Annotated in this window: 22 protein-coding genes and 1 riboswitch; of the genes, 12 read left to right on the plus strand and 10 right to left on the minus strand. The window is 53.6% G+C overall.

Features of this window, described 5'->3' with window-relative positions:
• Nucleotides 1–609: 609 nt before the first annotated feature.
• Entirely contained in the window at nucleotides 610–2,631 is a 2,022-nt protein-coding gene (uvrB, locus tag WN16_RS11190; protein WP_003837055.1) for an excinuclease ABC subunit UvrB, read from the plus strand.
• Nucleotides 2,632–2,753: 122 nt separating this feature from the next.
• Here the strand turns inward: uvrB and yvcK are convergent, their stop codons facing one another.
• On the minus strand, nucleotides 2,754–3,662 hold the full coding sequence (gene yvcK, locus WN16_RS11195; RefSeq protein ID WP_032938564.1) for a uridine diphosphate-N-acetylglucosamine-binding protein YvcK: 909 nt from the start codon (nucleotides 3,660–3,662) through the stop codon (nucleotides 2,754–2,756).
• 329 nt (nucleotides 3,663–3,991) lie between these two features.
• Nucleotides 3,992–4,137, plus strand: a riboswitch (molybdenum cofactor riboswitch).
• Here yvcK and moaA point away from each other — a divergent pair.
• The 6 genes from moaA (at nucleotide 4,125) to WN16_RS11225 (ending at nucleotide 7,572) form a co-directional block, all read left to right on the plus strand.
• Nucleotides 4,125–5,114 carry a GTP 3',8-cyclase MoaA gene (gene moaA, locus WN16_RS11200; protein WP_044701092.1) on the plus strand — a complete coding sequence of 330 codons (990 nt, stop codon included), beginning with the start codon at nucleotides 4,125–4,127 and terminating at the stop codon, nucleotides 5,112–5,114. Its footprint overlaps the riboswitch before it by 13 nt.
• A gap of 19 nt (nucleotides 5,115–5,133) precedes the next feature.
• Nucleotides 5,134–5,646, plus strand: a complete 513-nt coding sequence (gene moaB / locus WN16_RS11205) for a molybdenum cofactor biosynthesis protein B (RefSeq protein ID WP_003035187.1) — start codon at nucleotides 5,134–5,136, stop codon at nucleotides 5,644–5,646.
• 2 nt (nucleotides 5,647–5,648) lie between these two features.
• Nucleotides 5,649–6,134 carry a cyclic pyranopterin monophosphate synthase MoaC gene (gene moaC, locus WN16_RS11210; RefSeq protein ID WP_003035188.1) on the plus strand — a complete coding sequence of 162 codons (486 nt, stop codon included), beginning with the start codon at nucleotides 5,649–5,651 and terminating at the stop codon, nucleotides 6,132–6,134.
• Nucleotides 6,127–6,372 carry a molybdopterin synthase sulfur carrier subunit gene (gene moaD / locus WN16_RS11215; protein ID WP_003837047.1) on the plus strand — a complete coding sequence of 82 codons (246 nt, stop codon included), beginning with the start codon at nucleotides 6,127–6,129 and terminating at the stop codon, nucleotides 6,370–6,372. The genes moaC and moaD overlap by 8 nt, the downstream gene beginning before the upstream one ends.
• Nucleotide 6,373: 1 nt before the next feature.
• Nucleotides 6,374–6,826: a molybdopterin synthase catalytic subunit MoaE gene (gene moaE, locus WN16_RS11220; protein ID WP_003035193.1), complete on the plus strand. Its 453-nt coding sequence runs from the start codon at nucleotides 6,374–6,376 to the stop codon at nucleotides 6,824–6,826.
• Between the two features lie 41 nt (nucleotides 6,827–6,867).
• Nucleotides 6,868–7,572, plus strand: a complete 705-nt coding sequence (locus WN16_RS11225; RefSeq protein ID WP_003831536.1) for a Bax inhibitor-1/YccA family protein — start codon at nucleotides 6,868–6,870, stop codon at nucleotides 7,570–7,572.
• A 100-nt stretch (nucleotides 7,573–7,672) separates the two neighbouring features.
• Here WN16_RS11225 and WN16_RS11230 read toward each other — a convergent pair whose 3' ends face one another.
• The 3 genes from WN16_RS11230 to WN16_RS11240 are packed head-to-tail and all read right to left on the minus strand — an operon-like array spanning nucleotide 7,673 to nucleotide 10,634.
• Nucleotides 7,673–8,635: a YbhN family protein gene (locus WN16_RS11230; protein ID WP_016149824.1), complete on the minus strand. Its 963-nt coding sequence runs from the start codon at nucleotides 8,633–8,635 to the stop codon at nucleotides 7,673–7,675.
• Entirely contained in the window at nucleotides 8,635–9,876 is a 1,242-nt protein-coding gene (gene clsB / locus WN16_RS11235; protein WP_044701094.1) for a cardiolipin synthase ClsB, read from the minus strand. Before clsB ends, WN16_RS11230 begins: the two co-directional genes overlap by 1 nt.
• A complete protein-coding gene (locus WN16_RS11240) occupies nucleotides 9,873–10,634 on the minus strand; it encodes an endonuclease/exonuclease/phosphatase family protein (protein WP_003035201.1) in 762 nt (253 codons plus the stop codon). The genes clsB and WN16_RS11240 overlap by 4 nt, the downstream gene beginning before the upstream one ends.
• 131 nt (nucleotides 10,635–10,765) lie before the next feature.
• Here WN16_RS11240 and WN16_RS11245 point away from each other — a divergent pair, with 131 nt between their 5' ends.
• Entirely contained in the window at nucleotides 10,766–11,176 is a 411-nt protein-coding gene (locus WN16_RS11245; protein ID WP_003035203.1) for a YbhQ family protein, read from the plus strand.
• Here the strand turns inward: WN16_RS11245 and WN16_RS11250 are convergent.
• Genes WN16_RS11250 through cecR form a run of 5 tightly spaced genes read right to left on the minus strand, consistent with a single transcriptional unit; the run spans nucleotide 11,138 to nucleotide 16,779 of the window.
• Nucleotides 11,138–12,244, minus strand: coding sequence for an ABC transporter permease (locus tag WN16_RS11250; RefSeq protein WP_003035205.1), 1,107 nt, complete (start codon nucleotides 12,242–12,244; stop codon nucleotides 11,138–11,140). The genes WN16_RS11245 and WN16_RS11250 overlap by 39 nt on opposite strands.
• A gap of 10 nt (nucleotides 12,245–12,254) precedes the next feature.
• Complete coding sequence (locus tag WN16_RS11255) at nucleotides 12,255–13,388, minus strand: ABC transporter permease (protein WP_003035208.1); 1,134 nt, start codon at nucleotides 13,386–13,388, stop codon at nucleotides 12,255–12,257.
• A complete protein-coding gene (locus WN16_RS11260; RefSeq protein ID WP_003845404.1) occupies nucleotides 13,381–15,117 on the minus strand; it encodes an ATP-binding cassette domain-containing protein in 1,737 nt (578 codons plus the stop codon). The genes WN16_RS11255 and WN16_RS11260 overlap by 8 nt, the downstream gene beginning before the upstream one ends.
• Complete coding sequence (hlyD, locus tag WN16_RS11265; protein ID WP_032938552.1) at nucleotides 15,110–16,105, minus strand: secretion protein HlyD; 996 nt, start codon at nucleotides 16,103–16,105, stop codon at nucleotides 15,110–15,112. Before hlyD ends, WN16_RS11260 begins: the two co-directional genes overlap by 8 nt.
• On the minus strand, nucleotides 16,102–16,779 hold the full coding sequence (gene cecR, locus WN16_RS11270) for a transcriptional regulator CecR (protein WP_003035216.1): 678 nt from the start codon (nucleotides 16,777–16,779) through the stop codon (nucleotides 16,102–16,104). The genes hlyD and cecR overlap by 4 nt, the downstream gene beginning before the upstream one ends.
• Before the next feature lie 221 nt (nucleotides 16,780–17,000).
• On the opposite strand from cecR, the gene rhlE reads away from it, so the two are divergent.
• Complete coding sequence (gene rhlE, locus WN16_RS11275; RefSeq protein ID WP_003035219.1) at nucleotides 17,001–18,347, plus strand: ATP-dependent RNA helicase RhlE; 1,347 nt, start codon at nucleotides 17,001–17,003, stop codon at nucleotides 18,345–18,347.
• Between the two features lie 68 nt (nucleotides 18,348–18,415).
• Here the strand turns inward: rhlE and WN16_RS11280 are convergent, their stop codons facing one another.
• Complete coding sequence (locus WN16_RS11280; protein WP_016149828.1) at nucleotides 18,416–19,150, minus strand: GntR family transcriptional regulator; 735 nt, start codon at nucleotides 19,148–19,150, stop codon at nucleotides 18,416–18,418.
• 202 nt (nucleotides 19,151–19,352) lie between these two features.
• On the opposite strand from WN16_RS11280, the gene WN16_RS11285 reads away from it, so the two are divergent.
• The 3 genes from WN16_RS11285 to dinG all read left to right on the plus strand — a co-directional run bounded on the left by WN16_RS11285 (nucleotide 19,353) and on the right by dinG (nucleotide 24,465).
• Complete coding sequence (locus WN16_RS11285) at nucleotides 19,353–20,705, plus strand: adenylosuccinate lyase family protein (protein WP_003837024.1); 1,353 nt, start codon at nucleotides 19,353–19,355, stop codon at nucleotides 20,703–20,705.
• A 33-nt stretch (nucleotides 20,706–20,738) separates the two neighbouring features.
• A complete protein-coding gene (locus WN16_RS11290; protein WP_003837022.1) occupies nucleotides 20,739–22,160 on the plus strand; it encodes a DASS family sodium-coupled anion symporter in 1,422 nt (473 codons plus the stop codon).
• Nucleotides 22,161–22,314: 154 nt separating this feature from the next.
• The gene (gene dinG / locus WN16_RS11295) at nucleotides 22,315–24,465 is read left to right on the plus strand and encodes an ATP-dependent DNA helicase DinG (protein WP_003837021.1); all 2,151 of its coding nucleotides are present in this window, start codon (nucleotides 22,315–22,317) and stop codon (nucleotides 24,463–24,465) included.
• Nucleotides 24,466–24,480 lie beyond the last annotated feature (15 nt).

Below are 24,480 nucleotides of genomic sequence, written 5' to 3' on the forward strand. Positions count from 1 at the left end.
ATTGGCAGTGCCTGGTGGTGTCGTGATGGTGCAGGCAGGAAAATGATGAAAATGCGAGCAAGATCTCGGCCATCCGAGGTCGCTTCGTTAGCTGATAAATATCAAAAAATAGCGATAATTTTTTTTTATCCCACCAGAAAAGACCATCAGGACGTTTTTGCCAGGCTACAGTCCATACGGGCTGGAGGCAGTTATCCACTATTCCTGTGGATAACCTTGTGTATTAGGGTTAGAAAACACAATGTAAGCGAGAGAAGACGCGGCCTGCGACTAAATTGATGCGAAAGACGGCTCGAGATAATAATCATTAAATTACAGGATGTTAGATAAATGCAATGGCTGTCGCAGAAGTGTCATGCGTTGCCACAAAACTTTCATCGAGTAGCTTGACAAATGTTAAAAAAGTCATTGGTTTGGGGATAACACATTTTTGCTGGTGTTTTATCTTGCCTGCGGACAAATTTTAGCCTGTAGTCACGGCCATTTTGCTGGGGTAACAGAAATATTCTGGCGCGTTACTGTTTTTTCATCCAGTATATTTTACTGGCAAAATATACTGCTGCGAGTAAAATTACACACCTGCCCGCCCATTGCTTCAGGTAGCTGCTCATGAGTAAACCGTTCAAACTAAATTCCGCTTTTAAACCCTCTGGCGATCAGCCTGAGGCGATTCGTCGCCTGGAAGAAGGTCTGGAGGATGGTCTGGCGCATCAGACGCTACTGGGGGTGACAGGGTCGGGGAAAACATTCACCATCGCTAACGTGATTGCGGACTTGCAGCGTCCTACCATGGTGCTGGCCCCCAATAAGACACTTGCTGCTCAGCTGTACGGTGAGATGAAAGAGTTCTTCCCGGATAATGCGGTGGAGTATTTTGTCTCTTACTACGACTATTATCAGCCGGAAGCCTACGTACCCAGTTCTGACACCTTCATCGAGAAAGATGCTTCGGTCAACGAACATATTGAGCAGATGCGTCTGTCGGCAACCAAAGCGCTGCTGGAACGTCGCGATGTCGTTGTCGTGGCGTCGGTTTCCGCGATTTATGGTCTGGGTGACCCGGATCTGTACCTGAAAATGATGCTGCACCTGACGGTGGGGATGATTATCGACCAGCGTGCGATCCTGCGTCGTCTGGCGGAGCTGCAATATACCCGCAACGATCAGGCATTCCAGCGCGGGACCTTCCGCGTGCGCGGTGAAGTGATCGACATTTTCCCGGCAGAATCCGATGACATCGCGCTGCGCGTGGAACTGTTTGATGAAGAGGTTGAACGTTTATCGCTGTTTGACCCGCTGACCGGACAGGTCGAATCCACAATTTCGCGCTACACCATCTATCCTAAAACGCACTACGTGACGCCGCGAGAACGTATCGTGCAGGCGATGGAAGAAATCAAAGTTGAGCTGGCAGAGCGACGTAAAGTCCTGTTGGCAAATAACAAACTGCTGGAAGAACAGCGCTTAAGTCAGCGTACCCAGTTCGATTTGGAAATGATGAATGAGCTGGGTTACTGCTCGGGGATTGAAAACTACTCCCGCTATCTGTCCGGGCGCGGCCCTGGCGAGCCGCCGCCGACGCTGTTTGATTACCTGCCTGCCGATGGCCTGCTGGTGGTGGATGAATCCCACGTGACTATCCCGCAAATTGGCGGCATGTATCGCGGCGATCGGGCGCGTAAAGAAACCCTGGTCGAATACGGATTCCGTCTGCCGTCGGCGCTGGATAACCGTCCGCTCAAATTTGAAGAGTTCGAGGCGCTGGCTCCGCAAACTATCTACGTTTCGGCGACGCCGGGCAACTATGAGCTGGAGAAATCCGGTGATGAAGTGGTCGATCAGGTGGTACGACCGACCGGCCTGCTGGATCCGGTCATTGAGGTGCGTCCGGTGGCGACGCAGGTTGACGATCTGCTGTCGGAGATCCGCACCCGTGCGGCGATTAACGAACGTGTGCTGGTCACCACGCTGACCAAACGGATGGCAGAAGACCTCACAGAATACCTCGAAGAACATGGCGAGCGGGTGCGTTATCTGCACTCTGACATCGATACTGTGGAACGCATGGAAATCATTCGTGACCTGCGTCTGGGCGAGTTTGACGTGCTGGTGGGTATCAACCTGTTACGTGAAGGTCTGGACATGCCTGAGGTCTCCCTGGTGGCGATTCTGGACGCAGACAAAGAAGGGTTCCTGCGTTCTGAACGTTCGCTTATCCAGACCATCGGTCGTGCGGCGCGTAACATCAACGGTAAGGCTATTCTCTACGGCGATAAAATTACCGCCTCAATGGCTAAAGCGATTGGTGAAACCGAACGTCGTCGTGAGAAGCAGCAACTCTACAACGAAGAGCACGGTATTACGCCGCAGGGCCTGAATAAGAAAGTGGTCGATATTCTGGCGCTGGGTCAGAATATTGCGAAGACCAAGGCGAAAGGCAAAGGGAAGTCACGTGCAGGCGCGAAGTCTGAAGTTGTGGAACTGGATATGACGCCAAAAGCGCTGCAGCAGAAGATTCACGAGCTGGAAGGGCAGATGATGCAGCATGCGCAGAATCTTGAATTTGAAGAGGCAGCGACGATCCGCGACCAGTTGCATCAACTGCGCGAGTTGTTTATCGCAGCATCGTAAGAGTGTGCCGGATGCGGGGTAAACCCCTTATCCGGCCTACGGCAAAGATCGCGTCCGTAGGTCGGATGTCGGAGCGGAGCGTTTGGTAGGCCTGATAAGCGCCGCGCATCAGGTAAATCCGTTTAGCCTAGCGCCTGCACCGCTTTCTCCAGCGCACTATGCAATAGCTGGCGGTCATGGCGGTAGGGAATATCGCTGGCTTCCAGCACTTCCTGAATGACAACGCGGTCGGTAACGACGGAAGCATCCACTTTCGGACCCACTACTACCGCATCAATCACTTTCTTCCCGACGTACTGTTCAATAATGGCCAGCTTATCGCTAAGCGTCAGGCTGGCTGCTGGCAGGCTTAATTCGCGCCCAAGATTGCCTATATAGACCATCGGGGCCGGTGTGCGACGTAACGCCTGCGCCAGCTCGTCTAGCAACAGGATCGGCATCAGGCTGGTGTAAAAACTGCCTGGTCCTATCAGAATCAAATCCGCTTCGGCGATAGCCTCTACTGCTTCCCGCGTGGTGGGGACTTTTGGCGATAGCATTAGCTCCTGAGGCGGGATAGTAAGCTGATCGATATTCACTTCGCCATAGACTTCATGCCCCTGATCGTCGATAGCCATCAAATCCACCGGCAGCTCCGACATCGGAATTAAATGCGCATCGACTTTCAGCAGGTTACGAATTAAATTGATGGCTTCCAGAGGCCGCACGCTGAGGTGATCGAGCGCCTTTAACATCAGATTTCCGAGGTTATGCCCGGAAAGTTCGCCATTCCCGCCAAAACGATACTCAAACATAGCGGATGCGACGCTGGGCTGGGTTATTAACTGGTTGAGACAGTTACGCATGTCTCCCCAGGCTATCCCGCCTTCAGAGCGACGAATACGGCCTGTCGAGCCGCCGTTATCCGTGGTGGTGACGATACCCGTCAGGCGTGAGCCTAGAGGGGAAAGTGAGGAGAGAACGCGTCCTAATCCATGCCCTCCGCCGAGAGCGACAACGCGGTCCAGATCTGCCAGCGTGCGAGTGCGCATATATTTTCCTGATATCAATTGATCGGCGTTACAGTAACGTAAATAGCGTGTTTTCAGCAATTATCCAGTCGGCATCTGCCGTAATTTTTTTCTGCGGTCTACTCCTTTCTGGCGAGATCCACCTGATGGCAAGATGATGTATATCAATGCAAAACTGTGATTTTTGCTTATTCTGTAGCGAAATTGCACGATCATGTCGTTATGTATGTATTTATATAGCGAAAGTGTACATGGCAAAAGCGTCATTTACACGCTAGTATCGGCATAACCACTAAGTACTCTTAATAATTTGAGTTGCCGGAAGCCAACGCATCTGCAACACGAAGTATGACGAGTATAAACACTCTAGCCTCTGCACCTGGGTCAAATGATACGGTGCTTTGGCCGTGACAAGACTTGAAAAAGTTTGTCACCAGGGCGCAGGAAGAAATGACTACGTCTCCCGTATTTGGAAAGGTGTACATGGGCTCTCAACTTACCGATGCTTTCGCACGTAAGTTTTACTACTTACGTTTGTCGATTACCGATGTGTGTAACTTTCGTTGCACCTACTGCCTGCCGGATGGCTATAAGCCCGGTGGGGTCACCAATAACGGCTTTCTGACCGTTGATGAAATTAGCCGTGTCACGCGCGCGTTCGCCAGTCTGGGAACGGAAAAAGTGCGTCTGACAGGGGGCGAACCTTCACTGCGTCGCGACTTTACTGACATTATCGCCGCCGTGCGCGAAAACGACGCCATCCGTCAGATTGCGGTAACCACCAATGGTTATTGTCTGGCTCGCGATGCTGCTGCCTGGCGCGATGCCGGACTGACCGCGCTCAACGTCAGCGTCGACAGCCTGGATGCCCGTCAGTTTCATGCCATTACCGGGCAGGACAAGTTTCAACAGGTGATGGCAGGCATTGACGCCGCCTTTGATGCGGGTTTTGAAAAAGTGAAAGTCAACACCGTGCTGATGCGCGATGTAAACCATCATCAGCTGGACACCTTCCTTGCGTGGATCCAACCTCGGCCAATCCAACTGCGTTTTATTGAACTGATGGAAACGGGCGAGGGCAGCTCTCTCTTCCGTAAACACCATATCTCCGGACAGGTACTTCGCGATGAGCTATTGCGTCGCGGCTGGATCCACCAGATCCGACAGCGCAGCGACGGCCCGGCTCAGGTTTTCTGTCATCCTGATTATGTTGGTGAAATTGGTCTGATCATGCCTTATGAGAAAGACTTCTGCGCCACCTGTAATCGTCTGCGCGTTTCCTCTGTTGGCAAGCTTCATCTGTGTTTATTTGGTGAAGGCGGCGTAAGCCTGCGTGATTTGCTGGAAGATGACGCTCAGCAGCCGGCGCTGGAAGAACGTATTTCAGCCGCGCTGCTGGAGAAAAAGCAGACCCATTTCCTGCATCAGAACAATACCGGTATTACGCAAAACTTATCTTACATTGGCGGCTGATCGCTAAAAGGAGTTTTTCATGAGTCAGGTAAGCGCTGAATTTATCCCGACACGCATTGCTATTCTTACTGTTTCCAACCGTCGCGGCGAAGAAGATGACACCTCCGGCCATTATCTGCGTGACTCGGCGCAAGAAGCGGGTCATCAGATTGTCGATAAGGCGATTGTCAAAGAAAACCGTTACGCCATCCGCGCCCAGGTTTCTGCCTGGATTGCCAGTGATGATGTACAGGTAGTGCTCATTACCGGCGGTACCGGGTTAACCGAAGGGGACCAGGCGCCGGAAGCGCTGCAACCGCTGTTTGACAGAGAAGTTGAAGGGTTTGGCGAAGTCTTCCGTATGCTGTCGTTTGAAGAGATTGGCACCGCGACGCTGCAATCCCGCGCGATTGCCGGAGTGGCCAATAAAACGCTGATTTTCGCCATGCCGGGTTCGACCAAAGCGTGTCGTACCGCCTGGGAAAATATCATTGCGCCGCAGCTTGATGCCCGTACGCGTCCGTGTAATTTCCACCCACATTTGAAGAAATAAGTATGTCGCAACTGACTCATATTAACGCCGCTGGCGAAGCGCATATGGTGGATGTCTCCGCCAAAGCGGAAACTGTACGCGAGGCGCGTGCTGAAGCATTCGTGACTATGCGTAGCGAAACGCTGGCGATGATTATCGATGGCAGCCACCATAAAGGTGATGTATTCGCCACGGCGCGTATTGCGGGTATTCAGGCCGCCAAACGTACCTGGGATCTTATCCCGCTGTGCCATCCGCTGATGCTGAGTAAGGTGGAAGTCAATCTTCACGCTGAACCGGAGCACAACCGCGTACGGATTGAAACGCTGTGTCGCCTGACCGGTAAAACCGGCGTTGAAATGGAAGCGTTAACGGCGGCCTCCGTGGCGGCGTTGACCATCTACGATATGTGCAAAGCGGTGCAAAAGGATATGGTGATTGGTCCGGTGCGTCTGCTGGCAAAAAGCGGCGGCAAGTCCGGAGATTTTAAGGTAGATGCGCATGATTAAGGTTCTCTTCTTTGCTCAGGTACGCGAACTGGTAAACACCGATGCGTTAGAGGTTGCCGCCGAGTTTGCAACGGTAGAAGCGCTGCGCAAGCATCTTGCCGCAAAAAGCGATCGCTGGGCGTTGGCGCTGGAAGACGGCAAGCTGCTGGCGGCGGTAAACCAGACGCTGGTCGATTTTGACCATCCCCTTAACTCAGGTGACGAAGTGGCTTTCTTCCCACCGGTAACCGGAGGCTAAGATGGCGGAAACGCGAATTGTTGTTGGCCCTGCGCCGTTTCGCGTCGGGGATGAGTATCCCTGGCTGGCAGAGCGCGATGAAGACGGCGCGGTAGTCACTTTCACCGGTAAAGTGCGCAATCACAATCTCGGTGACAGCGTTAAGGCGTTAACGCTGGAACACTATCCGGGAATGACCGAAAAAGCGCTAGCGGAGATTGTCGACGAAGCGCGTTTGCGCTGGCCGCTGGGTCGGGTGACGGTGATTCATCGCATTGGCGAACTGTGGCCGGGTGACGAAATCGTGTTTGTTGGCGTGACCAGTGCGCATCGCAGCAGCGCGTTTGATGCCGGGCAGTTCATTATGGATTACCTGAAAACCCGCGCGCCGTTCTGGAAGCGCGAGGCCACGCCGGAAGGTGAGCGCTGGGTTGATGCCCGCGACAGCGATAAGCTAGCAGCAAAACGCTGGTAGAGTACAATTGTTGTAGGCTCATACTGATTCAGGAGATTGTCATGGACCGATTCCCACGATCCGATTCTATTGTACAGGCCCGTTCCGGCCTGCAAACGTATATGGCGCAGGTATACGGCTGGATGACCTGCGGACTGTTGCTGACGGCGTTTATCGCCTGGTATGCGGCAAATACGCCCGCGGTGATGATGTTTGTCTTCTCCAGCAAAATCACCTTCTTTGGCCTGATCATCGCTCAACTGGCGCTGGTGTTCGTCCTGTCCGGCATGGTGCAAAGGCTGAGCGCGGGTATGGCGACCACGCTGTTTATGCTCTATTCGGCATTAACCGGGCTGACGCTATCAAGCATTTTTATCGTCTATACCTACTCGTCTATCGCCAGCACCTTCGTGGTTACCGGAGGGATGTTCGGGATCATGAGTTTGTATGGCTACACCACCAAACGTGATCTGAGCGGCTTCGGCAATATGCTGTTTATGGCGCTGATCGGTATTGTGCTGGCCTCACTGGTTAACTTTTGGCTGAAGAGCGAAGCGCTGATGTGGGCGGTGACCTATATCGGGGTGATTGTGTTTGTTGGTCTGACCGCCTATGACACGCAGAAGTTGAAAAATATCGGTGAGCAGATTGACCTGCGCGACAGCTCCAATCTGCGTAAATACGCGATTCTTGGGGCCTTAACGCTGTATCTGGACTTCATCAACCTGTTCCTGATGCTGCTGCGTATTTTCGGCAATCGTCGTTAATTCTCTGTTGCCGGATGGCGCTGCGCTTATCCGGCCTACCGCTTGGTATCAAAAGTAGGCCGGATAAAGCGTTAAGCCTTATCCGGCACTATATATACTATCATTTCGCCATCGCCTTCTCGTTTTTTACCCGCAACTTTTTTGCCCGACTCTCCAGCAACAAATAACACACCAGAGCCAGAAGCAGCGGAATAAAATAGTACAACACGCGATACGCGAGCAGGGCAGCAATGATTGTTCCCTGAGACGTGTCCTCTCCTGCCAGCAGCGCCATAAACACCGCTTCCAGCACGCCGATCCCCGCGGGAATATGCACGATTACGCCGGCAATACTGCTCACCAGCAGCACGCCCAGCACGAAGAAATAATCGATATTCTGACCGAGCAACAACCAGATAATCGCCCCCATTACCATCCAGTTCGCACTGGATATCGTCATTTGCGCGAGGGCAAATTTCCAGGAGGGCAGCACCAGTTTTTGGCCCTTGATGGTGATGTGACGATGTTTAGCGAAGGCGCAAAACCACAGATAAACAACAATAATCAGCAGCAGCGCAATGCCTAAGATGCGCAATGTGCCTTCATCGATATACCAGTGTGCGGGCAGTTCGACGACGCCGAAGGTAAATATAAAACCGCCCAGCAGAATATAGCCCAGCCAGTTAGTGGTAATACTCAGCGAAAAAATCCGCGTTATTGTGCCCCCCGGCAATCCGAGGCGCGAGTAAAGGCGATAACGCATCCCTATACCACCCACCCAGGTGCTCAATGTCAGGTTGAAGGCGTAACAGATAAACGACACCAGCATGACCTGGCGTTTTGCCAGTTTGTGGCCGCAGTAGTAGCGCCCGAGCAGATCATAACAGCCGTAAAGTAAATAACTGACGATCACCAACCCCACGGCGCTGAGCAGGGCGATCCGATTGTAATCGCGAATTACCGTCCACACTTCCTGCCAGTTGACCTTGCTGGCATAAACAACCAGCAGCACGATCACCGCAATAAAAAACAGCCATGTGAGGATCTTTTTCGCTAACCGCCAGCGTCGGTGGCTTTTTGCCATCAGGTTTTCCCTCCTGCATCCTCAGTTTGTATACGGTCTTGAGTTTCCAGAGCAGGCTGCGCGGGCGGCTCTACTTCGGCCAGATGCGGGGTATGCGCCGGCAGCCAGCCGACCAGCGCCGGGAAGTGGCGTAAAAAGTGGAAGGCCAGTACGCTCTTGGTCAGGTTCCACCAGGTGCGTTTTGGCAGCATGGATTCATCAACCCGCTTGCAGTCCTGCGCAATAATAGGGTTCAGGTTGTCACGCAGGGTCTGATTAAACGTACGGTCATGAATAATCAGATTTGCCTCCAGATTCAGTGACAGGCTCAGTGGATCAAGATTGCTGGAGCCCACCGTCGCCCAGTGATCGTCCATCAGCGCCACTTTGCCATGCAGAGGTTTACGGCGGTATTCATAGACATGGACGCCGCCTTTTACCAGATAGTTGTACAGCAGGCGGGCGCCCACTTTCACAATCGGCATATCCGGTTCACCCTGCACGATGAGTTTTACCCGCACGCCCCGTCGGGCCGCTTTACGCAGGGCATGCAGAAAGCAATAGCCGGGAAAGAAGTAGGCATTGGCGATGATCACTTCCCGCCGTGCCTGGGTCAGCATTTTCAGATAGTGGCGTTCAATATCATCACGATGTTCTTCGTTATCGCGCCAGACGAACAGCGCCTGCGCTTCGCCGGGGCGATGATTGTCGATTGCCCGGTGATGACGTCGCCACCAGCGTCGTACAGCACTCTGTCCGGGCAAGTTTTCCAGCACGAATTTCAGAATGTCAGCAACGACTGGACCTTCAACGCGCACGGCGTAATCCTGCTTGGCCTCCGGACCGTAATCAGACATGTGTTCAGCGGAGTAATTGATGCCGCCAACAAAGGCAACACGATCATCAATGACCACAATTTTGCGATGCATACGGCGAAAGAGATTAGTGCGCATCCCGAACAGACGCGGACGCGGATCGTAGTAGCGGAAAACAACGCCGGCTACGGTGAGCTCTTCGACAAAACTGTCGCTAAGATCCGGCGAGCCGTAGCCATCCAGCAGCACCTCTGCTTTGATTCCTCGCCGGGCGGCTTCGAGCAACGCGGCATGCAGCTGTTTTCCTACCGCATCTTCAAACCAGATAAAGGTCTCGAGGATTATTTTTTGCTGCGCCTGTTCAATGGCGTCAAAGACGGCGGGGTAGAATTGATCGCCGTTTTCCAGTAGTTGAATTTGATTGCCTTCACGCCAGCCATATTTCATAAATGAATCTCCGCACTCAGAGGGGCATGATCGGACAAATGTCGCCAGTGACGCAGCGCCAGCGTCGTTGGGGTACTGGCATTCGCGTTTTTCACATAGATCCTGTCCAGACGCAGCAGGGGAAACTGCACCGGAAATGTTCGCGCCGGGCGGCCGTGGGCGCGGGTAAAAATCTCGTCAAGGCCAGCTTTGGCTTTCAACGGGCGATTGGCCGTTTGCCGCCAGTCGTTAAAATCCCCGGCAATCACCACCGGCTCCGCGTCGGGCAGGGCGTTAACCCAGTCTGCCAGCATCGCGAGCTGGGCCTGGCGGTGAGCTTCACGCAGGCCGAGGTGCACACACATCACATGGATGGGGTGGGAGAGCATTGGCGGTACGATTCGGCAGTAAAGGACTCCGCGCTTTTCACTCGCGCCGACCGACACATCACGATTTTCATAATGCTCAATGGGATACCGCGACAGCACAGCATTACCGTGATGTCCCTGCGGGTACACGGCGTTACGCCCGTAGGCGAAGTCGCTCCACATCGTGTCCGCCAGAAATTCGTAGTGACTGGTATCCGGCCAGTTCTCAATGTGCAGCGAATGAGCTTCGTGCGCACCCATCACTTCCTGCAGGCATACAATGTCTGCACCGACCGTTCTGACGGCCTCCCTTAGCTCAGGTAAAATAAAACGCCGGTTGAAGGCGGTGAACCCTTTGTGAGTATTAATGGTGAGCACATTGAATGAAAATTGAACTCCCGATCCGCTCATGAGCCTCCCGTTGGCGTCACTTCCTAAATAAAATAGTGTAGTCATCGTCACAAAAAGATGCAGTGTTGCGGAATTTTCCGTAAAGTCCGGTACTCTGAACAATTAGTTGAAAATCCTTCAGGAGAAAAGCCATGAGGTGGCAACAACGTGTTCGTGTCGCAACGGGTCTAAGTTGCTGGCAGATTGTGTTGCATTTACTGGTAGTGGCGTTGCTGGTAATGGGCTGGATGAGCGGCACGCTGGTGCGCGTCGGCCTGGGATTATGCGTCGTTTACGGCGTAACGGTTTTATTAATGCTGGCCTTGCAACGTCACCATGAACAACGCTGGCGTGACGTCGCTGATGTGCTGGAAGAGCTGACTACCACGTGGTATTTCGGTGCCGCAATGATCGTGCTGTGGTTACTGTCGCGCGTGCTGCAAAACAACGTCTTGCTGGCACTGGCGGGTCTGGTGATCCTGGCCGGACCCGCCGTGGTCTCGCTGCTGGCGAAAGACAAAAAGCTACATCACCTTACGTCGAAACATCGCATACGCCGCTGAGCCGGTTGTGGCCGCTATCACCAACAGCGGCCACAAACTTCCCCAGACAATCTGCAGACTCGCATCCTTCAGGTAAATCTGTTTCGTGATGTCCGTAAAATGGCGGATCGGGTTTATCCACGTCAGATTCTGCAACCAGACCGGCATGTTTTCGACTGGTGAGACGTAGCCCGAGAGTAAAATCGCCGGCATCATAAACACAAACACGCCGATAAACGCTTGCTGCTGGGTGGCGCACAGCGATGAAATCAGCAGACCAAAGCCGACCAGCGACAGCCCGTAAATTACCATTGTGAAATAGAACAACCCCAGTGAACCGGCAAATGGAATGTCATAAGCCCAGATACCAATTGCCAGCACAATGGTGGCCTGAAAGGTGGCCACAATCAGCGCGGGAACTGCTTTGCCGATGAAAATCTGCCAGGTGGTAAGCGGGGAGACCAGCAGCTGATCCAGCGTGCCTTGTTCGCGCTCACGGGCAACCGAGAGCGAGGTGACGATCATTACGCCGATAGTGGTGATCATGGCGATCAGCGACGGCACCACGAACCATTTATAATCCAGATTCGGGTTGTACCAGTTACGCACGACCAGCTCGCTGTTGTTTGGTTTCAGCTTGCCGTCCATCAGCTCCTGCTGATACGTCTTAACGATTTGCTGCAGGTAATTGGCGGCAATTTGCGCGCTGTTGGAGTTACGCCCGTCGAGGATAATCTGCATAGGAGCTTGCTGGAAGGTGTCCAGGTTGCGCGAAAAATTGGCCGGGAAGCGCACTAGCAGCAGGGCTTTTTGCGTATCGATGGTAGGCTTAATCTCCTGCGGGCTTTTCAGCAGCAGAACATGCGTAAAAGCGCTGGCGCGGGCGAAGCGCTGGGTAAGCTCAACCGAATGTTTACCGTTGTCTTCGTTATAGATAGCGATCGTGGCGTTGGTGACTTCCAGCGTTGCCGCGAACGGGAACAGGATCACCTGAATCAGCACCGGTAAAATCAGAATGGCTCGCGTCTGCGGTTCGCGTAATAGCGATTGCAGCTCTTTGCGAATTAATGTCCATAAGCGATGAAACATGCCCGTCCCCTTAATCCAGCCGACGTTTGGTTTTAAGCCACGTCAGGCCAATAAACATCACCGCCGAAGCGATTAAAAACAGCACGTTAATAATCAGCACCACCGGAATATTTCCCGCCAGAAACAGGCTTTGCAGGGTACTGACGAAATAACGCGCCGGAATAATGTAGGTTACCGCCCGGATAATCGCGGGCATGCTGTCTATCTGGAAGATAAAACCTGACAGCATAATCGAGGGCAGGAAAGCGGCGTTCAGCGCGACCTGCGCGGCGTTAAACTGGTTGCGGGTGATGGTGGAAATAAGCAACCCCATGCCAAGCGTACTGAGCAGAAACAGGCTGGTAATGAAAAACAGGATTAGCAACGAGCCGCGATAGGGCACGCCAAGAATAAATACCGACACCAGCATACACAGCAGCATCGCCAGCATGCCGAGGAAATAATAGGGGATCAGTTTACACAGCAGTAATTCGACGCGGGTAACTTCGGTAGAAAGCAGTGCCTCCATGGTTCCGCGTTCCCATTCGCGCGCCACCACTAATGAGGTGAGGATCGCGCCAATCACCGTCATGATGATGGTTACCGCCCCGGGAATAATAAAGTGCTGGCTGATGGCCGCCGGGTTAAACCAGTAGCGTGTTTGCACGTCGATCAAAGGCTCGAACGATTCCCCACGATCTTCCGCCCGCTGTTGCTGCCAAATCTGCCAGATACCTTCGACATAACCCTGCACAAAATTGGCGGTATTGGGTTCGCTGCCATCGGTGATCACCTGGATCGGTGCCACGTCATTAGGTCGCGCCATCTGCTGGGCAAAATCCACAGGGATCACCACCAGCCCACGAATGCGCCCGGCCTGCATTTTCTCAATCAATTCCTGCCGGTTATCGCTGATGGTGGCGTCAATATACGGCGAACCGGTCATAGTATGGGTAAAATCCAGCGCCTCTTCGCTTTGCTGTTCGAGCAAAATCCCGACCCGCAGCTTGCTGGAGTCGAGGTTTATCCCGTAGCCGAAGATAAACAGCAGCAGCAGCGGGATCACCACCGCAATCAGCCAACTGCTGGGATCGCGAACGATCTGGCGGGTTTCTTTCACGCACAGCGCACGTACGCGACGCCAGGAGAGAGCGGAGTTACTCATGCGTATGCTCCTTATCCCAGTCATTGATTAGCGTAATGAACGCCTGCTCCATGGTCGGGTCCGGAGTGTCGCTGTCGGCAGCCTGAGCTTTCAGGTCGTCCGGTGTTCCGCTGGCAATCAGTTTGCCGCGATACACCAACCCGATGCGATCGCAGTATTCCGCCTCGTCCATAAAGTGGGTGGTCACCATCACCGTGACGCCTTTTTCCACCATGCTGTTGATATGCAACCAGAACTCACGACGGGTGAGGGGATCGACCCCGGAAGTGGGTTCATCAAGGAACAGAATGTCGGGTTCATGCATCAGCGAGCAGGCCAGCGCCAGACGCTGCTTAAACCCCAGCGGCAGTTCGTCGGTGGCGTGGGAAGCGATACTCTTCAGGCCAAATGCCTCGCTCATACGATCGATTTTCTCCTTCTGCGCCCGACCACGCAGGCCGTAGACGCCGGAGAAAAAGCGCAGATTTTGTTCAACCGTCAGGTTACCGTACAGGGAGAATTTCTGCGCCATATAACCCAGATGCTGACGCGCTTTGCCGGAGCTGACTTTCAGGTCCATATCCAGCACCAGCGCTTTGCCGGAAGTGGGGACCAGCAGGCCGCACATCATTTTAAAGGTGGTGGATTTGCCGGCACCGTTGGGTCCTAACAGACCAAAAATCTCGCCGCGCTGTACGGAAAAGTCTACGTGGTCGGTCGCGGCAAAATCGCCAAACTTCTTGGTCAGCGCTTTGGCTTCGATCACCGTTTCGCCAGGCGTGCCTTCTACGGTATGCAGGATAGCGCCCAGCGGGGATTCCGATGTTCCGGCTCCGCCGAGTAAATCGATAAAGGCATCTTCGAAGCGGGGTGCAGTTTCATTGATGGTTATCTGCGGCATGCCGTCAGCGTTTTGGATCTGCTGAGCTGTCGCCTCTTTTTTCAGGATTAAACGGACGGATTTCCCCTGAATCATTCCGTCGCTGACCAGCGGTAGTTTTAACGCGCGTTGTAGCAGTCGGCGGTTATTTTCCTGCGGACTGCTCATCAGGAAGCTGCGACCAGCCATGGTTTGCGTAAGCTGAGTAGGATCGCCCTGGTATAACAATTCGCCTTCGTTCATCAGCAGCACATCACGGCATTGCTCTGCTTCATCCAGATACGACGTACTCCAGAGGATCAGCATGCCGTCTCCGGCCAGTTCGTGGACCATTTGCCACAGTTCGCGACGGGAAATTGGGTCGACACCCACACCTGGCTCATCCAGCAGCAACACTTTGGGTTCGCCGACCAGCGTACAGGCTAGCCCGAGCTTCTGCTTCATGCCGCCGGAAAGTTTGCCGGCCAGTCGTCCGGTAAATGGCCCCAGCGAGGTAAACTCCAGTAGTCGGGCAAAGGTTTTTTCTCGCGCCTCACCGGTGACGCTGCGCAAATCGGCATAGAGATTGAGGTTCTCCATGACGGTCAAATCTTCATACAGACCAAATTTCTGCGGCATATAGCCCAGCACCGCGTGCAGCGCGCTGTCGTCTTTGATGGGGTCAAAACCAATTACCGCAGCACTTCCGGCATCAGGTTTTAATAATCCCGCCAGCATGCGCATCAACGTGGTTTTGCCCGCACCGTCCGGCCCGACAAGCCCGGTCACGTAGCCCGCATGCACGATACAGTCGAGCGGGGCGACGGCCGGTTTTTCCATTCCAGCAAAGTTTTTCGTCAGCCCTTTAAGCGTAATGACGGCGTCATTCATGCCGTGCCTCATCGCCAAATTTTATCGTTACCGGCATTCCCTGACGTAGCGCATCGTCCGCGTCGGTTACGACAATTCGTAGGCGATACACCAGATCGGTGCGCAGATCAGGAGTCTCGACCGTTTTCGGCGTAAATTCGGCGGTTGGTGACACAAAGCCGATTTTGCCGTGATACGGTTTGTCCGGGCGACCGTCGGTATAGAGCAGGATCTCACGTCCTGGCTGCGCCTGGCTCAGATTGCGTTCGTCAACGTAGGCGCGGACCCATACCGGACGCGTGAGCGACAGCGTCAGTACCGTGCTCCCTTCGTTCAGCATGCTGCCGGGTTCAACCGCGCGGGTGAGAAGCGTGCCGTCAGATGGCGAGGTCAGCGTGGTATCATGCAAATTAAGCTCTGCCTGTGCCAGCTCTGCCTGGGCTTGTTCGAGCGTGGCTTTTGCCTGTTCGATGTCCTGCACACGATTACCGCTGCGATATTGCGTGAGTTTATCCTGTGCGGATTTCAATGAAGCTAACGCCTGATCGCGAGATGAACGCGCATTTTCCAGATCGTTGGCAGAAATGGTACGGCTTTTCCACAATCCTACCTGCCGATTGTAAAAATTCTGCGCGTAATCATAGGCGGCCTGCGCCTGTTTGACTGCCGCCGCGGTTTGCGCGATCTCTTCTTCGCGATACCCTGCCAGCATCAGATCGTATTGCGCCTGCGCGGCGGCAACGTTGGCTTTTGCCTGCATCAATGCGTTTTCATACGGTGCGCGGTCCAGTTTACCCAGTACCTGACCGGCGGTAATCGCATCGCCTTCATCAACCGCCAGTGAGGCCAGTCTGCCGCCGACGCGAAAACTCAGGTTGACGCTACGGATATCGACATTGCCGTATAGCGTCAGGCTGTTATCTTGCCGACTCTGATACCACCACGTTCCACCGGCAATCACGGCAACGAGGGCCGCGATAACCAGCCCGAGAACGACAGGTTTTTTCATGACTCCAGACTCCTTTGCGTTAAACCTTGCAGAATAAGATCGATGTGACAGGTGATCGTTTGGTCAATCAGCGCGGTTTTATCCTCATCAAATTGTGACCAGCCCGTACGCAACAGAATGGTTTCTTTCCCCAGACGAAAAGCCAGCACCTCGCCGAGGATGGCGTGGGTATGCAGAATCATTTGGGTATCGTTGGCATCGCCGCCGGTATAGGCGGCAATCAGGCGCGTCAGGTGTGTATGCAGCGGATTGATAACCTGGTCGTGCACCAGTTGATAAGCCGCTGTGGGGGAAAGCTGTTCACGCGAGATAAATTTACTCAGGTTAACGGTGTCGTCCTGGGTTAACAGCATGATCATATTTTTGCAGGCGCGCAGGATCAGTTCACGCATCGCGCCACGATCCGGTTCTGGCTGAGCGAATAAACGCTCGGCCTCTTCAGCGTGCGGACGAAACTGTGAGCCGATAAAATCTGCAATCCACTGGGCGCAGGCGAGATATAAATCCTCTTTTGAGCCAAAATAGTAGGTGATAGCCGCAATGTTTTGCCCGGCCTGTGCAGCGATATCGCGCGTCGTGGCGTGCAGACCATACTCGCCGAATTGCGCCAATGCGGCGGCAATGAGCTGGTTCTTCGCCTGTTCACCTTTGGTTGTCATGGTGGGTGTATTCATGGCACGACTCTGATCTTAATCAATCGATTGATTAAGATTATGACTGATGTGCTGCCTTGTCCAGTCCGGACGGTTATTTTCCAGTGAAGGGATAATTTATGCGGCACATCACAAAAACTGCTACACTCCGCCCCTTCATGACATTGTGGTTTTTGTCATCTCTATTGTATGTATCTCCCTGAAAACGACACCGGTAACGGTCAGGGCGGTTCGGAGTTGTTATGTCTTTTGATTCCCTTGGTTTAAACCCTGAAATTTTACGTGCCGTTGCCGAGCAGGGTTACCGTGAACCTACCCCTATTCAGCAGCAGGCTATTCCTGCCGTGCTGGAAGGCCGCGATCTGATGGCCAGCGCCCAGACCGGTACGGGGAAAACGGCAGGTTTTACCCTGCCGCTGTTGCAGCACCTGATTACCAATCAGCCGCATGGTAAAAGCCGTCGTCCGGTTCGTGCGCTGATCCTCACGCCAACCCGTGAACTGGCGGCCCAGATTGGCGAAAACGTCCGTGATTACAGTAAGTATCTGAATATTCGCTCGCTGGTGGTCTTCGGCGGCGTCAGCATTAACCCGCAGATGATGAAACTGCGTGGCGGTGTGGATGTACTGATTGCCACCCCGGGTCGTTTGCTCGATCTGGAGCATCAGAATGCGGTAAAACTGGATCAGGTGGAGATCCTGGTACTGGATGAAGCTGACCGCATGCTGGATATGGGCTTTATTCACGATATTCGTCGCGTTCTGGCAAAACTGCCGGCAAAACGTCAGAACCTGCTGTTCTCGGCAACGTTCTCTGATGACATTAAGTCGCTGGCCGAAAAACTGCTGCATAACCCGCTGGAAATCGAAGTGGCGCGTCGTAATACCGCGTCCGAGCAGGTAACTCAGCATGTTCATTTCGTCGATAAAAAACGTAAACGTGAACTGTTGTCACAGATGATTGGTCAGGGCAACTGGCAGCAGGTGCTGGTGTTTACCCGTACCAAACATGGCGCGAACCATCTGGCAGAACAGCTGAATAAAGACGGCATCCGCAGTGCGGCAATCCACGGTAATAAATCTCAGGGGGCGCGTACACGTGCGCTGGCTGATTTTAAATCCGGTGATATACGCGTGCTGGTAGCGACCGATATTGCCGCGCGTGGTCTGGACATTGAAGAGTTACCGCACGTGGTGAACTACGAGCTGCCAAACGTCCCAGAAGATTATGTGCACCGTATTGGTCGTACCGGGCGTGCCGCTGCTACCGGCGAAGCGTTGTCTCTGGTGTGCGTCGATGAACACAAGTTGTTGCGTGACATCGAGAAGCTGCTGAAAAAAGAGATCCCGCGTATTGCAACGCCAGGCTATGAGCCAGATCCCTCCATTAAAGCTGAGCCGATCCAGAATGGTCGCCAGCAGCGTGGCGGCGGTGGTGGTCGCGGGCAGGGCGGAGCAGGGCGTGGCCAGCAGCCGCGTCGTCAGGATGGCGGTGCGCCAAAAGCGAAGCCGCGTAATGGCGAAGGCAAACCGGCAGGCGATAAGCCTCGTCCGCCGCGCCGTCCGCGCAAACCGTCTTCCGCCCAGTAATTCACCTTGCTGTCTGGCAGTATAAACACGCTATCCGGTCTACACAGGGTGTAGGCCGGACAGGTCAATCACTCCCCCGAACTTTGCGATTTCAGCACGATTGAGCAGGTATATCGTCCTGCCGGGTGAATCGAAATCGTCGTCTCAAATACTTTCCCGTCCCTGTCCAGATAACGACGCACAATTCTCATCGCTGGCGAATCAGGCGCTACGTTGAGGATCTTTGCCACCTTTTTGGGCACACCGACAGCCGTAATGGTCTGATGCACCTCATGGCTTTTGATGCCGTAATGCGTTTCGATCAAGTCGCTGATTAATGAGTGTGGATCGTCACGGATGTAGGTGCGCAGTTTAGCGTAATCCGTGCTGGCATAGCTGTCCGTCCAGCAGATCGGTGCGTCGGGGTTTTGCGCATCTTCGCGAGTACTGGCAATGTGCAGCCAGCGGGAACCTGGCGGGCAGCCAATCATCTGGGACAGCTCGATGTCCGCCACAATCTCATCGATTTTCTTGATGACGCGCAGATTGTTTTTGGCCAGCAGCAACAGATCCTCAAGATGCGATAGCGGGTGATTGACACCGTTAGCCTTAGGTTCGCAAACGCGAGTTCCCGCGCCTTTACGCCGTGAAATCAGACCTTGCTCTGTTAATTCCCTCAACGCCTCACGCATGGTGTGGCGGCTGACCTGCCATGTTTCGCACAGTTCCATTTCCGTTGGAAACAGCGATCCGGGGGCAAAGGTCCCCACCGAAATTTGCTGCGCCAGTTCACGTGCTATTCGCTTGTACAGAGATTCTTTCATCGCGGTTTCATCAAAATATTAGTGATCTTTATCACGAAAATTTGTACGGACTATTCCCTACATTTCTTATGAATACTATAAATGTCCGTACATTCAAATGTACGGACATTTAATTATGTCTGGACATTGTGTCGGCGTTTGAATATCTAAAAAACGACCGTAAACACGCATCTTATCACTATCAGATTTTCCAGGGGGATTTATGGCTTCGAATGTACTTGATTCTGTTCTGTTCAGGGATTCTTTCGGCACACCGGCGATGCGCGCGGTGTTTGACGATCGCGAGCTGGTACGCAAATACGTGGAAGTGGAAGTGGCATTAGCTAAAGCCCAGGCACGCTGCGGTGTGATACCTGAGGCTGCGGCGCAGGAAATTGCTGAAAAATGTAATGCCGATACGCTCGATTTTGATTTATTACGCCATGAAACCGAAATCGTGGGTTATCCGATCCTACCGCTGGTGCACCAGATTTCTAAACAGGCTGGCGAGTCCGGCGGCTATGTGCACTGGGGGGCAACCACTCAGGACATTATGGACACTGCTGTAGTCCTGCAAATTCGTGATGCTTTTGCGCTCATTGAGTCCGATATGGACAAACTTCGTGCAACGCTGGCCGATCTCTCACGCCGTTATCGTGATACGCCGATGGCCGGGAGAACCCATTTGCAGCAGGCTCTGCCAGTGACCTTCGGTTATAAAACAGCCATCTGGCTGGATATGTTTGAACGTCACGCGGAACGTCTGACTCAGGCGCGTCCTCGTGTATTGGTCGGCGAGTTTGCGGGTGCCGCCGGTACGCTGGCATCGCTGGGGGATAAAGGGCTGGCGGTACAAAAAGCGATGATGGAAGAGCTTGGGCTGAATATCCCAACGTCCACATGGCATGTTGCGCGTGATGGTTTCGCCGAGGCGGTGAATCTGTTAGCGGTGATTACCGGGTCGCTGGGCAAGATTGCCTACGACGTAATGCTGCTGGCAGCAAACGAGTTTGGTGAGCTGTATGAGCCGTTTGTTAAAGGACGCGGTGCCAGCAGTACTATGCCGCAGAAACGCAACCCTATTTCCAGCGAGTTAATGCTGGCCTGTGCCAAAGGCGTTCGCCAACAGGCAGGGCTGATGCTTGATGCAATGGTGCAAGATCTGGAGCGTGCAACCGGGCCGTGGCATGCCGAATGGATTGCTATCCCGGAGAGTTTCGTTCTCAGCGCGGGGGCATTGCATCAGGCTAACTTTATGCTGGCGGGGCTGGTGGTCGATGAAGCGGCGATGAAACGTAACCTCGGTATGACCAACGGATTGATTGTGGCTGAAGCGGTCATGATGGGGTTGGCTCCGTACATTGGTCGTCAGGATGCGCATGATGTGGTGTACGACGCTTGCCGCATCGTCAACGAACAAGGCGGGCGATTAGCGGACGTGCTGAATGCGATGCCATCTGTCTCGGAACGACTTGACCCGCAGTTGATTGAAGAACTGACCGACCCGGCAAATTACCTTGGAATGGCGCCAGCAATGGTGGATCAGGTATTAGCGAGATATATGTCGCGGAAATGAACGCTCTTGGGCTAACGGAATAAGGATATTTTTATGTCAAAAAATTCTGCCACGGGAAAATCCATTCTCTCGTTCCTGATACCGCTGGCGATAGGCGCGATCATTTGGTTTTATCCCGTACCTGCTGGTCTGACGCCTCAGGCCTGGCATATGTTCGCGATATTTGCCGCGACCATAGCCGCGATTCTTACCCAGCCGCTCCCTTCGGGGGCGGTGATGTTGATTGCACTTTGCGTGGTAATTTTCACCAAAACGTTGCCAGAGGCAAAAGCATTGTCAGGTTTTGCATCCGGTACAGTATGGCTCATTTTCTGTGCCTACGTCTTGTCTCTGGGTTTTGTAACCTCGGGATTGGGGAAACGTATTGCGTATAAAATGTTATCGCTCTTTGGTGGCAGCAGCCTGGGTATCGCTTACTCACTGGGGGTTTCCGATCTGATTATGGCCCCGGCAATGCCATCAGTAACCGCGCGTTCCGGGGGGATTATTTTCCCTATCACTCGTTCCATCAATGATGTATTGGGCTCAGCGCCGGGGGCAACGGGCAAGCGTATCGGCGATTTCTTAACCATGGTGTGCTTCCAGTTTACGCCGATTACCGGGGCAATATTTCTCACCGGGATGGCGGCGAATCCGCTGGTAGCGAGTCTGGCGAAATCGTCATTAGGAATAGAGATAACCTGGGGCGGATGGTTTATTTCCGCAGTGGTTCCTGCGATGGTCTGTTTCTGCCTGATGCCGCTATTGGTTTATAAATTATTGGATCCCGAGCTTAAGCGTACGCCGGAGGCGAAAGCGATGGGCAAACAGGCCCTCGGTGAGCTCGGTTCGATGAGCAGCAATGAGAAAAAGGTCGCGTTTGGTTTTGTGCTGGCATTGGTTGGTTGGGGGACCAGCTTGATTACGGGATTGTCTGCCACATCTGTCGGGCTGGGATTGGCTGCGTATCTGTTTGCCTCGGGCGCTGTTAGCTGGAAAAGTTTGCTTAATGACCACGCCGCCTGGGATACGGTGATCTGGTTTAGCGTCATTATTAGTCTGGCGACAGGGCTTGCCGATCTGGGTTTTATTAAATGGATGACCATAAAGTTAGGCAGCGGTATTCAGGGTTTTGGCGCGATCGAGTCCTTTATTGTGTTGGGGATCCTTTACATTTACGTCCATTATCTCTTCGCTACGGCGACCGGGCATGTGGCTGCGCTGTATGCCCCTTTCGCGGCCACGGCGATCGCTGCGGGAGCACCGCCGATGATGGTGGCTATTTGCTTCGGTATCTTTAGTAACCTGATGTGGGGGAATACCGAGTATGGTGGTGGACCTGGCCCCATTTATTTTGCCCAGGGCTATTTTGAACGACCGCGCTTTTACAAAATTAACCTCTGTGTGGTGACGGCAAATGTGATCATCATTTTTGCCGTGGGCATGCTGTGGTGGAAGCTGTTGGGATACTATTAAACGTCAGTGAATTATTGGCCGGACAGGACTCGAACAGCCGTCCGGCCAGGAAAAATGAATTGCGAAACGCTTTCCAGAATGGGGGAAAAAGGTACATCCAGGGCCTGAAATGTGCCACAATAGTGGCTGTTTATACAGTATTTCAGGTTTTCTCATGGCACTAACGGCCGCGTTAAAAGCGCAAATCGCCGCCTGGTATAAGGCGCTTCAGGAACAGATCCCCGACTTTATCCCCCGTGCGCCGCAGCGGCAGATGATTGCTGACGTCGCGAAAACGCTGGCAGGTGAAGAAGGGCGGCATCTGGCGATTGAAGCGCCGACCGGGGTGGGGAAAACTCTGTCGTATCTGATTCCCGGTATTGCCATTGCGCGTGAAGAGCAAAAAACGCTGGTGGTCAGCACCGCCAACGTCGCTTTGCAGGATCAGATCTACAGCAAAGATTTACCGCTGCTGCGCAAAATTATCCCTGACCTGCGTTTTACCGCCGCGTTTGGTCGCGGACGCTATGTCTGCCCGCGTAACTTAGCGGCGCTGGCCAGTACTGAACCCAATCAGCAGGATCTGCTGGCTTTTCTCGACGATGACCTAACGCCCAACAACCAGGAAGAACAAAAGCGCTGCGCCAGGTTAAAAGGCGATCTCGACAGCTACAAGTGGGACGGGCTGCGCGATCACACCGATATCGCCATTGACGACGGACTCTGGCAGCGTCTGAGCACCGATAAAGCTAGCTGTCTGAATCGCAACTGTCACTACTACCGTGAGTGCCCTTTTTTTGTCGCCCGTCGGGAGATTCAGGAAGCTGAAGTGGTGGTGGCTAATCATGCGCTGGTGATGGCGGCGATGGAAAGCGAAGCCGTTTTGCCGGAGCCGAAAAACTTGTTGCTGGTACTTGATGAAGGCCACCATTTGCCGGATGTCGCGCGCGATGCGCTGGAGATGAGCGCGGAAATCAGCGCCCCCTGGTATCGGCTCCAGTTGGATCTGTTTTGCAAATTAGTGGCGACCTGTCTGGAACAGTTTCGCCCGAAAACCACGCCGCCGCTGGCGAATGCCGAGCGTCTGAACGGTCACTGTGAAGAGCTGTATGAACTGATTTCATCGCTCAATAACATTCTTAATCTGTATATGCCTGCTACTCAGGAGGCGGAACACCGCTTTGCGATGGGCGAACTGCCTGCAGAAGTGATGGAGATTTGTCAGCGTCTGGCAAAGCTTACGGAAATGCTACGCGGGCTGGCGGAACTGTTCCTCAACGATCTCAGCGAAAAAACCGGCACTCACGATATTGTGCGTCTGCATCGGGTTATTTTGCAGATGAACCGGGCGCTGGGCATGTTTGAGGCGCAAAGCAAACTGTGGCGGCTGGCATCGCTCGCGCAGTCGTCAGGCGCGCCGGTGAGTAAATGGGCGACGCGCGAGGTGCGTGACGGGCAAATCCACATCTGGTTCCACTGCGTGGGGATCCGTGTGAGCGATCAGCTCGAACGACTGCTGTGGCGTAGCGTCCCGCATATTATTGTCACTTCCGCAACGCTGCGCTCGCTCAACAGCTTCTCGCGTTTGCAGGAGATGAGTGGTCTGAAGGAAAAAGCAGGGGATCGGTTTGTTGCGCTGGATTCACCGTTTAATCACGTTGAACAGGGCAAAATCGTCATTCCGCAGATGCGCTACGAACCGTTAATTGATAACGAAGAGCAGCATATCGCGGAAATGGCCGCCTATTTCCGCGAACAGCTGGAAAGCAAAAAGCATCAGGGGATGCTGGTACTCTTTGCCAGCGGTCGGGCGATGCAGCGTTTTCTTGAGCATGTTACCGATCTGCGCCTGCTGTTGTTGGTGCAGGGCGATCAGCCGCGCTATCGTCTGGTAGAGTTGCACCGCAAACGGGTGACCAACGGCGAGCGCAGCGTGCTGGTTGGGCTGCAATCTTTCGCTGAAGGTCTGGACTTGAAAGGCGACCTGCTGACCCAGGTGCATATTCACAAAATTGCTTTTCCACCGATCGACAGCCCGGTGGTGATCACCGAGGGCGAGTGGTTGAAAAGCCTGAACCGCTACCCCTTCGAGGTGCAGAGCCTGCCCGCGGCGTCGTTCAATTTGATCCAGCAGGTTGGGCGACTCATCCGTAGCCATGGCTGCTGGGGAGAAGTGGTTATTTATGACAAACGTTTATTGACCAAAAACTATGGCAAGCGTTTACTGAACGCGTTACCCATATTTCCGATAGAGCAACCTGCTGTGCCAGACGTTATAGTAAAACCAAAAGAAAAAGCGAAACCCACGCGCCGCCGTCGGCGTTAACGATGCGAGCAACAG

It is taken from the genome of Citrobacter sp. ABFQG (assembly GCF_004322975.1).
Taxonomy (GTDB): Bacteria; Pseudomonadota; Gammaproteobacteria; order Enterobacterales; family Enterobacteriaceae; genus Citrobacter; species Citrobacter freundii.

Coding starts and splice junctions, on each gene's coding strand:
- uvrB (WP_003837055.1), top strand. CDS start 610: ATGAGTAAACCGTTCAAACTAAATTCCGCTTTTAAACCCTCTGGCGAT.
- yvcK (WP_032938564.1), bottom strand. CDS start 3,662: ATGCGCACTCGCACGCTGGCAGATCTGGACCGCGTTGTCGCTCTCGGC.
- moaA (WP_044701092.1), top strand. CDS start 4,125: ATGGGCTCTCAACTTACCGATGCTTTCGCACGTAAGTTTTACTACTTA.
- moaB (WP_003035187.1), top strand. CDS start 5,134: ATGAGTCAGGTAAGCGCTGAATTTATCCCGACACGCATTGCTATTCTT.
- moaC (WP_003035188.1), top strand. CDS start 5,649: ATGTCGCAACTGACTCATATTAACGCCGCTGGCGAAGCGCATATGGTG.
- moaD (WP_003837047.1), top strand. CDS start 6,127: ATGATTAAGGTTCTCTTCTTTGCTCAGGTACGCGAACTGGTAAACACC.
- moaE (WP_003035193.1), top strand. CDS start 6,374: ATGGCGGAAACGCGAATTGTTGTTGGCCCTGCGCCGTTTCGCGTCGGG.
- WN16_RS11225 (WP_003831536.1), top strand. CDS start 6,868: ATGGACCGATTCCCACGATCCGATTCTATTGTACAGGCCCGTTCCGGC.
- WN16_RS11230 (WP_016149824.1), bottom strand. CDS start 8,635: ATGGCAAAAAGCCACCGACGCTGGCGGTTAGCGAAAAAGATCCTCACA.
- clsB (WP_044701094.1), bottom strand. CDS start 9,876: ATGAAATATGGCTGGCGTGAAGGCAATCAAATTCAACTACTGGAAAAC.
- WN16_RS11240 (WP_003035201.1), bottom strand. CDS start 10,634: ATGAGCGGATCGGGAGTTCAATTTTCATTCAATGTGCTCACCATTAAT.
- WN16_RS11245 (WP_003035203.1), top strand. CDS start 10,766: ATGAGGTGGCAACAACGTGTTCGTGTCGCAACGGGTCTAAGTTGCTGG.
- WN16_RS11250 (WP_003035205.1), bottom strand. CDS start 12,244: ATGTTTCATCGCTTATGGACATTAATTCGCAAAGAGCTGCAATCGCTA.
- WN16_RS11255 (WP_003035208.1), bottom strand. CDS start 13,388: ATGAGTAACTCCGCTCTCTCCTGGCGTCGCGTACGTGCGCTGTGCGTG.
- WN16_RS11260 (WP_003845404.1), bottom strand. CDS start 15,117: ATGAATGACGCCGTCATTACGCTTAAAGGGCTGACGAAAAACTTTGCT.
- hlyD (WP_032938552.1), bottom strand. CDS start 16,105: ATGAAAAAACCTGTCGTTCTCGGGCTGGTTATCGCGGCCCTCGTTGCC.
- cecR (WP_003035216.1), bottom strand. CDS start 16,779: ATGAATACACCCACCATGACAACCAAAGGTGAACAGGCGAAGAACCAG.
- rhlE (WP_003035219.1), top strand. CDS start 17,001: ATGTCTTTTGATTCCCTTGGTTTAAACCCTGAAATTTTACGTGCCGTT.
- WN16_RS11280 (WP_016149828.1), bottom strand. CDS start 19,150: ATGAAAGAATCTCTGTACAAGCGAATAGCACGTGAACTGGCGCAGCAA.
- WN16_RS11285 (WP_003837024.1), top strand. CDS start 19,353: ATGGCTTCGAATGTACTTGATTCTGTTCTGTTCAGGGATTCTTTCGGC.
- WN16_RS11290 (WP_003837022.1), top strand. CDS start 20,739: ATGTCAAAAAATTCTGCCACGGGAAAATCCATTCTCTCGTTCCTGATA.
- dinG (WP_003837021.1), top strand. CDS start 22,315: ATGGCACTAACGGCCGCGTTAAAAGCGCAAATCGCCGCCTGGTATAAG.